Source organism: Verrucomicrobiota bacterium (assembly GCA_037139415.1).
GTDB lineage: Bacteria > Verrucomicrobiota > Verrucomicrobiia > Limisphaerales > Fontisphaeraceae > JBAXGN01.
In genome coordinates, this window is sequence record JBAXGN010000203.1 from 1 (window position 1) to 14,339 (window position 14,339).

At 53.1% G+C, this 14,339-nt stretch carries 13 protein-coding genes; 11 read left to right on the forward strand and 2 right to left on the reverse strand.

Annotated elements, in window-relative coordinates:
- Positions 1-249 precede the first annotated feature (249 nt).
- From WCO56_25105 to WCO56_25135, 7 genes are all read left to right on the forward strand, one after another.
- Positions 250-555, forward strand: a complete 306-nt coding sequence (locus WCO56_25105; protein ID MEI7732875.1) for a metalloregulator ArsR/SmtB family transcription factor — start codon at positions 250-252, stop codon at positions 553-555.
- A gap of 42 nt (positions 556-597) precedes the next feature.
- Positions 598-813 (forward strand): hypothetical protein, encoded by a 216-nt coding sequence (locus WCO56_25110; GenBank protein ID MEI7732876.1) that lies wholly within the window; start codon positions 598-600, stop codon positions 811-813.
- Between the two features lie 46 nt (positions 814-859).
- Entirely contained in the window at positions 860-1,663 is an 804-nt protein-coding gene (locus WCO56_25115) for a hypothetical protein (protein MEI7732877.1), read from the forward strand.
- A gap of 313 nt (positions 1,664-1,976) precedes the next feature.
- The gene (locus WCO56_25120) at positions 1,977-2,300 is read left to right on the forward strand and encodes a DUF433 domain-containing protein (GenBank protein MEI7732878.1); all 324 of its coding nucleotides are present in this window, start codon (positions 1,977-1,979) and stop codon (positions 2,298-2,300) included.
- Complete coding sequence (locus WCO56_25125; protein ID MEI7732879.1) at positions 2,297-2,680, forward strand: DUF5615 family PIN-like protein; 384 nt, start codon at positions 2,297-2,299, stop codon at positions 2,678-2,680. The genes WCO56_25120 and WCO56_25125 overlap by 4 nt, the downstream gene beginning before the upstream one ends.
- Before the next feature lie 101 nt (positions 2,681-2,781).
- Entirely contained in the window at positions 2,782-2,976 is a 195-nt protein-coding gene (locus WCO56_25130) for a hypothetical protein (GenBank protein MEI7732880.1), read from the forward strand.
- Between the two features lie 119 nt (positions 2,977-3,095).
- Complete coding sequence (locus WCO56_25135) at positions 3,096-7,724, forward strand: M14 family zinc carboxypeptidase (GenBank protein MEI7732881.1); 4,629 nt, start codon at positions 3,096-3,098, stop codon at positions 7,722-7,724.
- A gap of 5 nt (positions 7,725-7,729) precedes the next feature.
- Here WCO56_25135 and WCO56_25140 read toward each other — a convergent pair whose 3' ends face one another.
- Entirely contained in the window at positions 7,730-8,134 is a 405-nt protein-coding gene (locus tag WCO56_25140; GenBank protein MEI7732882.1) for a response regulator, read from the reverse strand.
- Positions 8,135-9,014: 880 nt separating this feature from the next.
- Positions 9,015-9,221 carry a helix-turn-helix transcriptional regulator gene (locus tag WCO56_25145; GenBank protein MEI7732883.1) on the reverse strand — a complete coding sequence of 69 codons (207 nt, stop codon included), beginning with the start codon at positions 9,219-9,221 and terminating at the stop codon, positions 9,015-9,017.
- Between the two features lie 409 nt (positions 9,222-9,630).
- Between WCO56_25145 and WCO56_25150 the strand changes: the two genes are divergently transcribed.
- From WCO56_25150 to WCO56_25165, 4 genes are all read left to right on the forward strand, one after another.
- The gene (locus WCO56_25150; GenBank protein MEI7732884.1) at positions 9,631-10,281 is read left to right on the forward strand and encodes a hypothetical protein; all 651 of its coding nucleotides are present in this window, start codon (positions 9,631-9,633) and stop codon (positions 10,279-10,281) included.
- Positions 10,278-11,060, forward strand: coding sequence for a hypothetical protein (locus WCO56_25155; protein ID MEI7732885.1), 783 nt, complete (start codon positions 10,278-10,280; stop codon positions 11,058-11,060). Before WCO56_25150 ends, WCO56_25155 begins: the two co-directional genes overlap by 4 nt.
- On the forward strand, positions 11,057-13,648 hold the full coding sequence (locus tag WCO56_25160) for an ATPase domain-containing protein (protein MEI7732886.1): 2,592 nt from the start codon (positions 11,057-11,059) through the stop codon (positions 13,646-13,648). The genes WCO56_25155 and WCO56_25160 overlap by 4 nt, the downstream gene beginning before the upstream one ends.
- Positions 13,645-14,339 (forward strand): DNA cytosine methyltransferase (locus WCO56_25165; protein ID MEI7732887.1); only part of this gene is annotated, 695 nt, incomplete at its 3' end. The genes WCO56_25160 and WCO56_25165, both read left to right, overlap by 4 nt.

The window sequence follows — 14,339 nt, forward strand, 5'->3', positions numbered from 1 at the left end:
CTGGGGTATGTGGGGCTGGGCAGCACGAACCGCGGCGGCGTGGCGCATTGGCAGGAGCTGGCGAATCCGGCGGATAAAGTGTATCCGAATGGGTTCACGGTGAATACCCGGCTGTTGCTGCCATAAAAGCGGAAAACCTTTTGCAGAAATAAGCCAAAACCATGGCAGAAATTGGAACTGCAATTGCCGGCTGAAAACGCGTGCGTCCGGCTTGCCAAGCGCCCGGTGGCGGGTATAATGCCGCGCACCATGAATGGAATTAATTGCATCGCTGTGTTGAAAGCGCTGAGTGAACCCACGCGTCTGCGCATTCTTCGCCAACTGCTCAAGGACCGGCGAAGCGTTAATGAAGTCGCGGAACAGCTCAAAGTGTCGCAATACAACGTGTCCAAACATCTGCGAATCCTCCGCGAGGCCGGGCTGTTGGAGGTGGAAAAGCAGGGCAAGCTGCATCTTTACACCGTAGCTCCGCGACTACGGAAACACCTGGAGAACAACGCGAACACCCTGGCGCTGGACTGCTGCACCTTCCGATTCGACAAGCTGCCCAAGTGATGGCTTCGGACTCTGTGGCCGCTCTGGCTACGCCAGCAGAGAATGATGAAAAAGACCCTGCTTCACCTTTTGATCGCCGCCTGCACGGTGATTGGTTTTTCACTCGCGGTCTCCGCGCAAACGAACTCTCTGCCTGTCCCGCCTGGCGTTCAGGCCAATGAAAAACAATCGTTGGTTTTGACGTCGGGCAAGTTCCTTCACCCGGGCCTCTATCATAGCTGGGGAACGCTCACCATGTTCAGAGGGGCGGCGGAGTGAGCCCGCGAATAACGCCAATGACGCAAATAAAAGACAGAATAACTTTATGAAAACAACCATTCTCAGTCTCCTAACGGCCGCCAGTCTTTCGCTGGCTTCCGGAAACCTGTTGGCTGCCGAAAGCCAGCGCGCTTCGACTGGGCAACAGGTCATCCTGCTCAAGCTGGACGATGTGGTCGCTGCCAAAAGCGGGGACGCCCCGGTCTCTGCCCGTTGGCAGCGCATCGCCAATTTCATTGAGACGAACCAATTGAAGGGGGCCTTTGGCATCATCGGCTCCTCGTTGGAAACCGACAACCCGGCTTACTTCAAATGGATCAAGGACTTGGACCAAAAGGGAATTATCGAGTTTTGGAATCACGGTTACACGAACCGTAATCCCAAAGACAAATCAGGCGAGTTTGAGCTGGGCTCGGCGGCCGAGCAAAAAGTCATCCTGGAAAGAACGCAGCGGTTGGCCAAGGAAAAGCTCGGGCTTACCCTGCGGGTTTTCGGCCAGCATTATAGCGGCGTCACCGAGGAAACGGAAAAAGCCCTGAACGAAATCCCGGATAATCAAATCTGGCTGTATGGGCCGAAGAATTCACATTTTTACAAGAAGCATGCTTTTGTAAGGATCATGGGGCTGGAGAATCCCACCTTTGTTCCAGACTTCGAGAAGTTCAAGGCCACCTATGAGCGGGTTGGCGCTTCGCAGCCGATGCTGGTATTGCAAGGTCATCCCGACCAGTGGAACGACGAACGCTGGGCCGGGTTCGTGAAGATCATCGAGTTTCTCCAGTCGAAGGGTTGCGTGTTCATGAAGCCGTCCGAATATCTGGCCAGCCGTTCCAAGGCCGGGGGGCAGTAAAAGAAAACAGCATGGTCAGCCGTCGAACTCATCGCCAGTGTTTTTTTAGCCACAGCTCTCCTCTGTGGCCGGATGGGCCGCGATGGAATTAAATTTTGGCTCGCGTTGCAACGAAGGTTGACAAATCCCAGCTAAAGCTCATATTGCTTGCATTGCATACATTTATTACAATGCACACTCTATGACCAGCAATAGTTGTACAATCAGTCTGCGGGTGCCGGTGGAAGTCCGCCGTTCCCTCGAACGGATGGCGCGGCGTTTCGGACGGACCCTGGGTCAAGTTGGCGCGCGCATGGTGGAGGAGCAAGTGCGCATGGCCGAATTTGGCGGGATCGAATTCCGGGACACTGCCGGGGGACGTGAGGTATTTATCCGGGGGACCCGGCTTAAAATTTGGATGGTGGTCAAGGTCGCACGTCAGTTTGGCGGAAATCCCCAAAAAGCTGCGGCTCACTTCGGAATAACCGTGGCCAAAATCACGTCGGCCTTAAACTACGCCGAGGCCTTTCCTGATGAGATCGAGGCTTCCATTCAGGATAATGACGGAATAACCTTTGAGGCATTGAAACGTGTGCTGCCTGGCATCACCCATTCAGAGAACGAAAACGGAGCGCATCAGCGGCGCAAAACTAAATGAAACTGCTGTTGGATGTCCATGTGCCCGCTGCGGTTGCCCGTGAACTGCGACAACGTTCTCGCGGATTGTCCGTGGCGCATTTAAGTGAATGGCGGGTGGGCCAGTTTCTGGCGGCCACCGATGAGGAAATTTTGGCGGCAGCTCAGGAGGAAAAATGGACATTGGTGACTTATGATCTCAAAACCATTGCGCCACTGTTGCGCCGTCTTGCAGACGAGGAAATCGCTCACTCAGGGGTTGTGTTGGTGGACGACTCATCCATCCGACAGTCCGATGTTGGCGGCTTGGTGAATGCGTTAGCCCGGCTTTGGAAGCACGCGGGCCAGACAGATTGGGGTAATCGCGCCCATTTCCTGCAAAGTGTGAAACGCCCAAACTGAGCCGCACGGATGATTGGCCGCTGCCCAGCCGTTGAATATGCATCACATGAAATTGATTAATCCACAATCCGGATCACGAACCGTGCGTGCCGTGGGTTGTTTTGCTGTTCGCCGCCGTCCTGCTGGCCGCGGAGCTGACAGCGCAACCGGTTTTCGATCTCAAGCCCAGGTTGCCCGCAATTCCGCAAAAAACGATTGACGCCGCAATTGCCGTCAAGCTGATGCGTTTCAATCGCGGCGATCCCGGCACAAGCCGATTTCGATGCCGCTTTGTGCCATCGTATCTGCCGAAATAACCTTGCTTTTTCGGTAGGCCGGTGTTAATTAGACTTTACGCGGCGGAACCGGTGTTTTGGGGGTGCCATGGCACAGGCCGGAAAGCGGCGGTTATGAACGCACGACTCAATAGTGTTGTATGCCAGAATCGTTTTATGTAAAGCGAGTCGCCTGGCCGGCGTTGTTCTTCACCCTGCTGGTTTTCGGCGCAACGCCAGACGTCCGCGCGCAAGCCGCCGCGATTCAGGCATCCACCCCAGAGCCGCTGGCCCAGGGAATGCGGGTAATTTTGAATATCGCGCCCCCGACGCTTGAGGCCGCGCCAGCCCCCAATGGGCAGACTTACACCCGCTTAGTCCTTAAGGGCGTGGGCATGGAAAACGCCTATGGCAAGCCGGCACTGCCCGTGCTGCACTATACGTGCGAGGTGCCTCCGGGCATCCACGTGGTGGCGGTGGCGGACGCGCGCAAGCTGCGAGAATTCAAGGTAGATCAGCCGCTTTGGCCGCACCAGAGGCCCGTCCCCAAGGTGGCAAGCGTTGTGCTGCCGGGAGACTTCCTGGTGGATGCGGATGCCTATCAGGGTGATCCGAGCGGGGAATTCCAGCAGGCGGAGAACGGCGTTATCCAGGTTGTGCAGTACACCCAGCGCGGTAAAACGTACGTGGATGTCCTGACGCGCCCCTTTGCGTATCAAGCAGCGGGGGGGATCGTGCGTTACCCACAAGAATTGGCGCTCACCCTCAGCTATGTCGCCCCGGATTTACCCAAGGCCGCCGGTCCGAGGCTGGGGCGGATTGTGGTGCTGGACCTCATGCTGCAAGGCCAGGCGGACTTGGATTGGCTCACCACAGAAGGGTATAATTTTGAGCGGCGCGGCGTGGATCATGTGGAAATTTTCGCCACCGAGGCCGAGGTGCAGGCGTTGAAGGATGCCGGCTTTGACGTGGTGGAAACCGGGCAGCAACCAGCCCCAGCCCCGCAGGCTGAATCAGGAGCCAAGGGCTTGGGCACCAATTATCATACGTACGCAACGCTGACATCGGAATTGCAGCAGTACACGAATCGTTACTTCAATTATTGCCGGTTGTATTCCATCGGACGCACGGGGCAAAACCGGGATTTGTGGGCGATGAAAATCACGGCAAACCCGGACGCCACCAATGGCGCGCTCAAGCCACGCGTGAGGCTAGCTTCGACGATACATGGCGACGAACCGCTGGGTGTGGAGATGTGCCTTTATCTGGTGGATCAGTTGGTGACGGGGTGCGTGACGAATACGCGCATTTCCAATCTGGTGGCGACGACGGAAATATGGATATTGCCGCTGGTCAACCCGGATGGCTTGGAAGCTGGTACCCGATACAATGCCGCGGGCTTCGATCTGAACCGTTCCTTTCCGTCGGGCGGCGGCGGTGGGTTGGGCAATCCGTTGTTCGGCCCGCAAATGACCACCTACGGCCGTCCCATTGAAGTGGCCGCCTTGATGCAATTGGCCACCAACCACAGCTTTACCCTGGCGGCGAATTTTCACGGCGGCTCCCTGGTGGTCAATTATCCGTATGACGATGATGACCTTGGCAGTGTCAATTCCCCATCGCCGGACGATGGTTTATTCCGGGTACTCTCAAGGATTTACGCGTCCAACAATCCGCCGATGTGGGTGAGCGCCAGTTTCCCGCAGGGTGTGGTAAATGGCGCGGCTTGGTATGTGGCGGTCGGCGGGTGGCAGGATTGGAGTTACCGATACGTGGGATGCAACGAGGTGACCATTGAGATTTCCGATAACAAACAACCGACGGTCAGCCAGATTCCCCAATTCTGGAATGATAACCGGGAAGCCATGCTCAGTTACATTGAATCGGTTCAGACCCGCGTATTTGGCGCCATCACCAACGCGGCCACGCTTCAGCCGGTGTATGCCGCCGTCAAGGTGTTGGGGGCTGAACACGGGGTGTTCTCCGATCCGCAGCAGGGGGATTACCACCGCATGGTGTTGCCAGGCACGTACCACCTGTTGTTCACCGCGCCGGGTTATGGGTCGCAAATCATCTCCAATGTGGTAGTGCAAGCGGGCCAGCCAACCCGGTTGGATGTGCAGTTGCAGCCTACCAGTCATCCGGCAGAGCGAATTCTGTTGGTCACCACCGATACGCTTAGCAACAGTCTGCCCGCGCTGGTCGCACGCAAGCAGGCGGATGGTTTCGCGGTGCAATCCGTGGTGGTGCCCGTCGGCTCCAGCACCAACCGCATTCGCACCGCCATCCGCGACGTCTTTGCGCTGTTTCCGGCGGAGTACATCCTTCTGGTTGGGGATGTGGATCAAATCCCGGTGTGGACGGATGGCACGGCGGATTTCACACATCCCACTGATTTGCCGTATGCCTTGATAGATGCAGGTGAGACCTGCGCCAATTACCTGGGCAAAGACGCGGTACTCGGACGCATCTCGCTAAAAACGTCCGCGGCGATTGCCGAGTTTACGCAGAAGCTTGATGCCATTGCCCGTTCGCGCACCAACCGGACGTATGACCTCACTTGGGTGTCCAATGGCCATAATGTCTCGGAATACGCCCAAGCAGAACGCGGGCATGAGTATTGCATCTCCAACTGCGTGCCAGCGAGTTACAACGCCACCCGATTTTTTCAGGGAATCGGTACTGCCGCCGGGTTAAGCGCGCATATCAATGCCGGCACGGATGGCGTCATTTATTCCGGGCACGGCAGCGAGTTCTTGTGGGAGGGATACAGCTACAATGCCAGTGCGCTGGCGGGACTGAACAACGTGAATAATGTCGTCATTGTTCTGGCGCACTGTTGTGTCTCCGGCAGTTTTGATATGGATGTGTGCGTGGGCGAGGCCTGGCTGCAAACCTCCGCACGGGGCGCACTGTATGTGGGAGCCACGGATAACACGTATTGGGACAATGACGAGGCGATGCAAAAAGCGGAATTTGACGCCATGCGTGATAATGCCGGCCTATCCGTGGGCCGCGCGGTGGACCAGGGCCTTTACCAAGTGCAGCAACTATACCCCACGGATGCGCGCTACTATTACACGACGTACCATAACCTCGGTGATCCAACGCTGGTCTTGCTGGAGACCGTGGCTGGTCCGCTCGCCTTGCGCACAACGAATCTGGGACCAGCGGTGCTGGGCGGAACCTATTCAGAGTCCCTGCTTGCCGTGGGGGGAGTACGCCCGTTCACGTGGAGTGTGGTGGCCGGGCAGTTGCCCGCCAATCTAACCCTTAATTCCGCCAGCGGCATCCTCTCCGGAGTTCCGGCGCAGACGGGTACCAATCAGTTCACGATTCAGGTCCGCGACAGCAGTCCCACGCCGCAAGTGGTCAGACGTGCCTTGACGCTTACGGTGCTGGATCAAAGCGCGCAGTTCAACCTCGCCCTCGACACCGCCAACCAAACGTGGGCACCCGGTGGCAGCGCGGCGTGGTTCAGTCAAACCGCCATCACGCATGATGGAACCGACGCGGCGCAAAGCGGGGCCATTACCGACAGCCAGGAGACCTGGATTGAGACGACGATGAATGGCCCGTGCTCGATGAGTTTCTGGTGGAAAGTATCCTCGGAAGGCAATTACGATTTTCTTGAGTTTTATCTGAATGGAACCTTGCAAACCAAGATTAGTGGCGAAGTGGATTGGACGCAGCAAACCATCGCGTTGCCTGCGGGACAGCAGACCTTGCGGTGGCGCTACAGCAAGGATTCTAGTGTCAGCAAGGGGCAGGACGCCGGCTGGGTGGACCAAGTAGCCTTTTTCAATCACCCCGTGATTAGCCAGGCGCCTGATAACGTGACCGCAACGCTGCACACGCCGGTGAATTTTCAAGTGATTGCGACCGGCTCAACCCCATTGTATTATCAATGGTTTTTGGATGCGGCCCCCATTGCCCGGGCAACCAATGCCACGTATGGCATCAGCTCGGTAGCCTATGTCCATGCCGGACCTTACTCGGTGGCGGTGTCCAACGCGAATGGTGTGGCCATCAGTCCGCCGGCCAAATTGACGGTGCTGCCGCCCGGTTCGATGCAGAACAGCAATCTCATGGTGGCCGGTGTGATTTCCATTCCTTTGCTGGGAACCGCCACCCCGTATCCATCCTCCGTGGTGGTCGCTGGCCTGACGGGCAAAGTGCAAAAGGTGTCCGTCACGTTGAGCAACCTGACGCATTCTTATGCGAAGGATTTGCAGATACTGGTAACCAACCCGGCTGGCAATGCGGTCCTGTTGTTGGCGAACATCGGAAACACCTTATCCATCACTAACGCCACCCTGACGTTTGATGATGCAGGCGCGGCCATGCCGATCCAGTCGGCGGTGGTTTCGGGCACCTATCGGCCGGCGGGTGTCACCAATCTGCTCGTGATGCCCAGTCCGGCGCCCACTGGTGCTTATGCGACCAACGTGTCCGCGCTGACCGGGGGTACCCCGAATGGCACTTGGAGTTTGTTTATCAACGATTCCGCTTTGGGTGACAGCGGGACGCTGGATGGCTGGAGTTTGAATATTGTCACCACCCCGGAGGTTACTCCGCCCGCGTTGGTTTCTCCCACGGTTGCAGCCGGGCAGTTGCGGTTTAACTTGCGGCCGGAAAGCGGGCGAACCTGGGTGATCGAGTACAAGGATGGGATGAATAAACCCACCTGGCAGACCTACCAAACGTTGTCCGGAGACGACACCCTGCACACCATCAGCAACCTTTGCACAGGTGTTCCCAATCGGTTTTTCCGGGTGCGGATGCAGTAACGGCCTCAGGTTTGGCTGGCCAGCACCGCTTCCACCTTGGCAACCATCTTGGACGGTAAAAACGGTTTGGGTATAAATACGACCTTGTTTGCCAACAGCCAGTCTTCGATGTCCTGTTCGGCGATATAACCGCTCATCATGATGGCGATTATCTCCGGGCGGTCTTTGCGCAGAAGGTCTATCAGGTCTTTACCATTCTGGGTACACTCCAAGTTAAAATCCGTCAGCACCAAAGCAATGTCCTCCCGGTGTTGTTCCCATAACGTCAGCGCTTCCTGAGTGGTTCCGCAAAGCAACACTTTGTATCCCGCCTTGCATAAAACAAGATTGGCAAGGGTACGAACCCGCACCTCATCTTCTACCAGCAAGATGGTTCCCCGATTCGTCCGGTGGCGCGGTCCGTTACTCATAACATTGCTTACACTAATATAATGATTTTTTTTCGTTTGCCAAGTTGGAACCATGGCTTCAGGAGAAGGCGGCAGGTCTGCATCAAGCGCGTTGGTGCGTTACGAAAAACACGAGGTGGGCAGGGTCTGTGGTTCCATAGGAGATAGAAGCTGGGCGTCAGGAGCCGAGGAAAACTGGACCAAAACTGGACCGTTTCTGTACCGTTTTTGATTTTTCGCGGTGCAGTTTGATTGATGGAATTTCTGTAAATCATTGCACAGTCGAATGATGTGAAGTTTCATAGGTTGGCTCAGGTATCGGCGACGAAAAGGGGTGGTGCAGTTTTTGGAAATTGTGTGAAAAATGTGGAGAAAATGGTTTTTTGACACAATTTTGACGCAAGTCCACCGGGAAACTTTTGCAAAAATATTGGCTGGCATAAAAATAGATCTTGGTTTGCGCTGCGATGGAACAGATAGGCCGAATAGGAAAGGAGAATGATTCGCGAGGGTCCGCGAGATCAGCGGGCAGACTTTGTATATATCATTCACAGGAACATCATAACATGGGTTCGGCAAGGGCGGTTGCCTCTGGGAGGAGAATTCGTGCAGAAAATTACGGGCGAAAATGGCGACAAAACTCAGGCTTCGGTTTTGAACGAAATCACCTGTAAAAATAGACCTTCCAGGTACTGGGCCATGTGAAAAGCTGGCATCTTGCCTGGGCTGTAGTCGCCACCTGTAAAACCTGAACTATGCGAATGAACCGTTAATGAATGCCACCGACGCAGCGGCGGGACATTCTCATTAAAGTCCCTCAGGTTGCTAATTGGTAACTGCGCTTTTACGGTAGAGCTTGGGGAAGCCCGCTTAAATTGCAGGAGTTATTCCGGAGCCGTAATCAATCCGGGAAAATATCAGCCATTCGGCACTTCAACCGCTTGCAAATCTGCTCCAAGGTTTTCAGCGTCACATTTTGCTCCCCGCATTCCAAGCGATGGATGGTGACATACGAAATACCCAGCTTCCGCTCGAATTGTTTATAGGTCAGCTCGCCGCGTTTTTGCCGCAGGAACCGTCCAAGCTGTTGATGAAACGTCTTTGCCACGCTTGAGATGCAGCCGCCAGCCTGATTTTTGTGCTTGCTTCGCATCAGCGCTGGGGTTAGGCTCCCTTCTATGAGCACACGACATGAAAATATTTTTAGCCGAGCCAAAAGCGATGCTCCCTTACCGCCACGCGATAAGTGAGAACATGAACCGTGCCACAAATCAAATTCCTATTAGGAGAACATCAACCCTTGCTTGCAAAGAAACTTACGTTGATGGAAGCGAACATGATGCAAGTATTAACGGCGCGGAAAGTGCCGGATGTGATTCGGCGAACCGACCACGCTTCATTTAGTTTGTCTTATTCTTGGTGAATTTATGGATTCTCTTGGCAAATTCAAGGCTTGGTATCAAGACTTTTGGAATAAATTGTAAAGTGACCCAAATCTGGCCTCGCTTAGAACCGAATTGGAAAATCTGATTCGGTCTCATCCAGCGGATAATCAAGACGCCCCTGCTAAATACGTCGCAAAGCAAGGTTATCCCAGTGGTTCGTTGGAAAGTTGTGCCGATTCATTCTGCAAAAGCAACGCCCTGAAGGGGGAACTCGGCGGCGTAAAACCGGGACAAATCTTGGGAACTTTTCGCCTGAAGATAGACTTCATAACGGTCTTGGCCAAAAGGCTCCGCACGAGGTTCCCAATAGCAGAAAGTCGGATGATGACATGGTGTGAGTGGACTCACGCTCAATTGGAAGAATCCCTGCCTAAACTCGAAATGGCCGTAGAACCGGTTGCAGATACTTTGATGTGGAGCTACGTTAACCCGAAAAACCCAACCAATCCGTTCTCGGGGCTTGATATATCGCACTTGCCATGCACCTTGGGATTGCCTAATCCAACCGCTGCACGGGTGGCCTTTGCGCATGCGCCTTCCGATTTGGATGCGGTAAAGAAACCGACGGTTTTGGATGCCGGGATTGACAATCTGCAATGGATTCCAGGGGGCAAGACAAAACCGCATTCACCATGTTCCAAGAATTGCAAGGGCCTACCCGAATTCATTCACCATCCGGTTCGATACATGGATATCAAACTTCATTTCATCAAAGTAATATGAGCACTACTGAATTTCCCGATCTGAAGCAGGCCATTTTTGACGCATCCAAGCACGAGCCCGATTTCCGTGAAGGGGGCTCAAGATTCTTGGTTTTAGCCCAGCTTCTCGCCGGGTTGCCGCCCAATAATCCAATTGTCAGCAATTACATAGGGCAACTTGAAAACCTGTTCCGCGACACCCCAGATTGGCCTGCCGAAACGGTCGAAAATCTTTGTTTCTTCATCGAACTTTCGCGCATGCCGAGCGACCGCGTTACCGAGTTCGTAAATTCAATATTGGAATCGAAATTTAGAGAAGAAGACTCTGACACGGTTAGGAAACGCGGTCTACTGATTCGTCTGCTGTCCGGAATAGGTCGGCCGTTGAGCGTGGAACAATTGGACAAGGAAGATTGCCTGAAAAAAAATTGGCCCTGGATGTGGATTGACGCGGTTGAGCCCGTCAATTGGGAAAAAGCAAGGGATCACATCGGCGCAACATTGAAAAGAGAAAAGGTTGCCCTTGGTTTGGCGGCCCGGTTGCCTTACTTGCGTGATCGATACGGAAAAAAGGAGGTTGGCGCCGACCATTCGAGGTTGACCGTTGGATTGAAGCATTGGCTCAAGATCTTGCAAGGGATTGAACGGCAAAAACTGGTTGACTGGTGTGTGTTAGACAATATTGAAATCCCGCATGAATTTGAAGCGTTGGAAGGTTTGAGAGCCTTCATCGAAGGTCTAAGGTTCTCTCAAAACCTCGGGATTTCCTCAGATGCCTTCATAAAGGAGGTCCACACATGAAATATCTGGAAACGGCGATCAGTAAGGCGCCGGAAGGCACAATTCCTTATGGCGGAAAATGCATTCAGTTATTGCACATGTTTTTTTCCGCATTGGGATACTGCTCTCAAAGGTATCTTACCGACAAGCCTATTGATCTAGCGGAAGTCTCGAAATTTTTTAAAGCTCTTGATGAGAAGCGACATGCTCCTAAACGTAAAGATACTCACTTATCCGCGTTAATCGGGGGTGTCTTACGACTAGCCGCGCTGACAGTATGCCGGTTTAAAGAAATCCAACGAACAGCTGATTACCCGAAAAACCGGCATAGCCTTCTTGTGCCATCTCCTCTGTCTTTGTTATACGACTCATTGATTGTTCCGAACGAGCCAGCTTCTAAAGCCTATGCTCTCACGGCATGCAAGAGACTTATTTTCATCCGTCTCGGAGTGTATCCAAACGCCGGACAAATTGGAAAGCCATGGAAAACGGTAGATATCGATCAGATCGAAAGCGAGTTAGAAGGACAACGAAAGTACTTTGTTCATAGGGACAATGTGCCTATTGGAAGCAATGATGAAGCAGAAATGCTGCAACATATTCTCGCGATGAAGGGGGTATACTGCCTCAGGTTCGGATCGTGGGGAAAGAGCAATAAGCGGCAACTCAAGACCCGGTCGGAACTTGCGGAGGTTGTTCGTCTCTTTTTCGCTGAAAAAGACATCCGGGGTATGGTAAATTTTAGCGGGCAACGCGAGTGTGCGTTTGAGTTCCGGATGTCGCCGACAGTTGACGAGGAACCAAGGGCGCTAGACGTAGTCAACGAGATTGCAGGTATCCCCATTCCGATTCGCGGAGCGGACACGATTTTCTACGGAGGATTACGAACGTCGTTTGACGGAAGTCTCGTAATTAACGTTAGCGGCGCAGCTGGAACCGGGAAGACTTCGCTGGCTTTGGCTACCGGCGTCACTTTCTCCCCTTATGGCACTCATTGTTATTATATTTCAACCGAGGAAACGGAAGAGGACTTGAAGATAAGGCTTAAGTCTTTGTTTCCGGCATACTTGCGAGGGTTATCCATTCAACAAAAAAACTTAAATTGGTTTCACGTTGCGGACCTGAGGCCGACCGATCAGACCGAGACGTCGCAAGTTGAACGCGAAGAGAACTACGGCGAAAACCATGATGCAGAGCAAGATTCCATGCTGGCGAGACTCAATCGACATCTTGATTGTATTCGGGTACTGATGGGGGACGTATTCAAAGACGATGAAGAGAGAAGAAAATCCGCCCAGACCGTCTATATCCCAGCAATTTGCCCGTTAATTGTCGTGATTGACAGTGTATATGGACTCACAGATGGGAAGGATACTGAGCAGATTGACGCTCTTTCTGAATTCGTTGACAGATGCAGAAGATTGAGAGCGCTAGTCTTCGTGCTTTCAGGCGAGGAATTGCCGCGCCACAGTCGACTTTCATACATGGTTGATATCCTCATCAAGTTAAGTTACAGGGATACGGAAAATGAAGCAATCAAGCCCGAGCGGATTCTACAGCTTGCAAAGACGCGGTTTCAACTCTCCCGACCCGGTGCCCATGTCTTCCACATGTCGGATCGGGATGCATTCCGAATCTCTCCGCAACTTTCTTCCCAACTGGACAAAGAAGAACAACAAAGTCTTACATTGCCTGATGAAGGACAACTGATTAACACGTTCAATTCGGGAATCGATCTTCCCTATGACAAAACGTTCTTTGAGCTGGCAAAGCCGAGGCATTTCTTGGATTTATACGCCTACTCACACATTCTGTTACATGGTCACGGGAGTTCAAGCAAATCATGGTTGGCATTGAAGGTTCTTCTGACTCCGATCCAGGTTGGCAAGGATTATAAAGGCGTGGGTGTGGAACCTCGGCGCGTCTTGACGGTGTCTTTCTTATATCCGAAGGCATACTACAAGCGTCTGGCGGCGAGGAAGACGATAGCGGAAAAGGGGTCGGGAATTGAGGTTCTTGCGTTTTCACCCGGCTTTTTGCGTCCCGAAGATCTGCTCGGGAAAGTCGCTCGCTGGATCGAGGCCGCCGAGCTTGAAGGCAGACCTTACACCGGGGTTCTTCTGGATGGCATCCATAATGTATTCTTGGCTTTTCCGTTGATACAAGATAGGGAAATGTTATGGCCCACATTATATCGCATGCTTTCGATAAAGAAGATGACGATTGTAACTACTTTTACAAATTTTGTACTTGACGGACAGGAAAACTTCAAAACTCCAGAGGAAAAAGAGATCGAGAGGCGGGGACAAACGCCACTTTTGCACGCTTTGGTCCAAGGAGCTGATTTCTATTTGACAATTCAGAAGATCCCGACCAAAGGGAACACCGATTATCCGGATTGCATCTTGCGTGGGCGTGAATGCATAGGCAGACAACTGGTCCCGGATCATGTTCTCTTGTGGGATCGTCGTATGGGAAGACTTTCCCGCCCGATGGTGGAAAAACTAAAGGAGGGCAACCGCCCCCCTGTCAAAACTGGTTCCTCTGGCAAAGAGCAGCTATTTAGTCCTAGCTCCCCTTTGGTTGATATTTTCAAAGAGCAGAAATGAGCCGCAGAAAGACAGATTTCTCCCCGACGGCAATTGACTTGTTTGCGGGTTGCGGTGGTTTAACCGAGGGATTGAGCCATGCCGGATACAAAGTCCTTGCGGCTGTCGAGATGAATGAGTTGGCTGTGGAAACTTATCGCGCCAACCACAAATCCGTTCATGTCGAAGCCAAGGACATCTGTTTCGTTTCACCTAAGAAGCTTCTTCGGGAAATTGGATTGAAACGGGGTGAACTCGACCTATTGGCAGGTTGTCCGCCTTGCCAAGGATTTTCGAGTCTCCGAACATTAAATGGTAGTCGGACAATACGCGACAAGCAGAACGACCTCATATATCAATTCTTAAAATTCGTTCGCATATTGCGCCCGAAGACGATCATGCTGGAAAACGTCCCTGGCCTAATGACTGATCGTCGGTTCAAAGAGTTTATCCATGATATCAAAATACTGGGATATAAAAATCCGGTTTTCGGCCTTTTCAATGCAAGGGATTACGGCGTCCCTCAAAGGCGGCGGCGGCTAATTATGATGGCGAGTCGACTTGGGAAGGTTGTGGTTCCGAAGCGAACCCGAAAGACCAGAACGGTTCGGGATGCCATCCAACATTTGCCAGCAGCTGGCAATAGCGGCGATCCTCCTCCGGTCCCTGAACCGATCCAAACCGCGGGTGGGACGGAACCAAAACCAGCCAT

What these genes read in the sequence shown, in the direction of transcription:
- WCO56_25155 (MEI7732885.1), top strand. Translation starts at nt 10,278, where the DNA reads ATGAGCACTACTGAATTTCCCGATCTGAAGCAGGCCATTTTTGACGCA.
- WCO56_25125 (MEI7732879.1), top strand. Translation starts at nt 2,297, where the DNA reads ATGAAACTGCTGTTGGATGTCCATGTGCCCGCTGCGGTTGCCCGTGAA.
- WCO56_25105 (MEI7732875.1), top strand. Translation starts at nt 250, where the DNA reads ATGAATGGAATTAATTGCATCGCTGTGTTGAAAGCGCTGAGTGAACCC.
- WCO56_25120 (MEI7732878.1), top strand. Translation starts at nt 1,977, where the DNA reads ATGGCCGAATTTGGCGGGATCGAATTCCGGGACACTGCCGGGGGACGT.
- WCO56_25110 (MEI7732876.1), top strand. Translation starts at nt 598, where the DNA reads ATGATGAAAAAGACCCTGCTTCACCTTTTGATCGCCGCCTGCACGGTG.
- WCO56_25160 (MEI7732886.1), top strand. Translation starts at nt 11,057, where the DNA reads ATGAAATATCTGGAAACGGCGATCAGTAAGGCGCCGGAAGGCACAATT.
- WCO56_25135 (MEI7732881.1), top strand. Translation starts at nt 3,096, where the DNA reads ATGCCAGAATCGTTTTATGTAAAGCGAGTCGCCTGGCCGGCGTTGTTC.
- WCO56_25140 (MEI7732882.1), bottom strand. Translation starts at nt 8,134, where the DNA reads ATGAGTAACGGACCGCGCCACCGGACGAATCGGGGAACCATCTTGCTG.
- WCO56_25115 (MEI7732877.1), top strand. Translation starts at nt 860, where the DNA reads ATGAAAACAACCATTCTCAGTCTCCTAACGGCCGCCAGTCTTTCGCTG.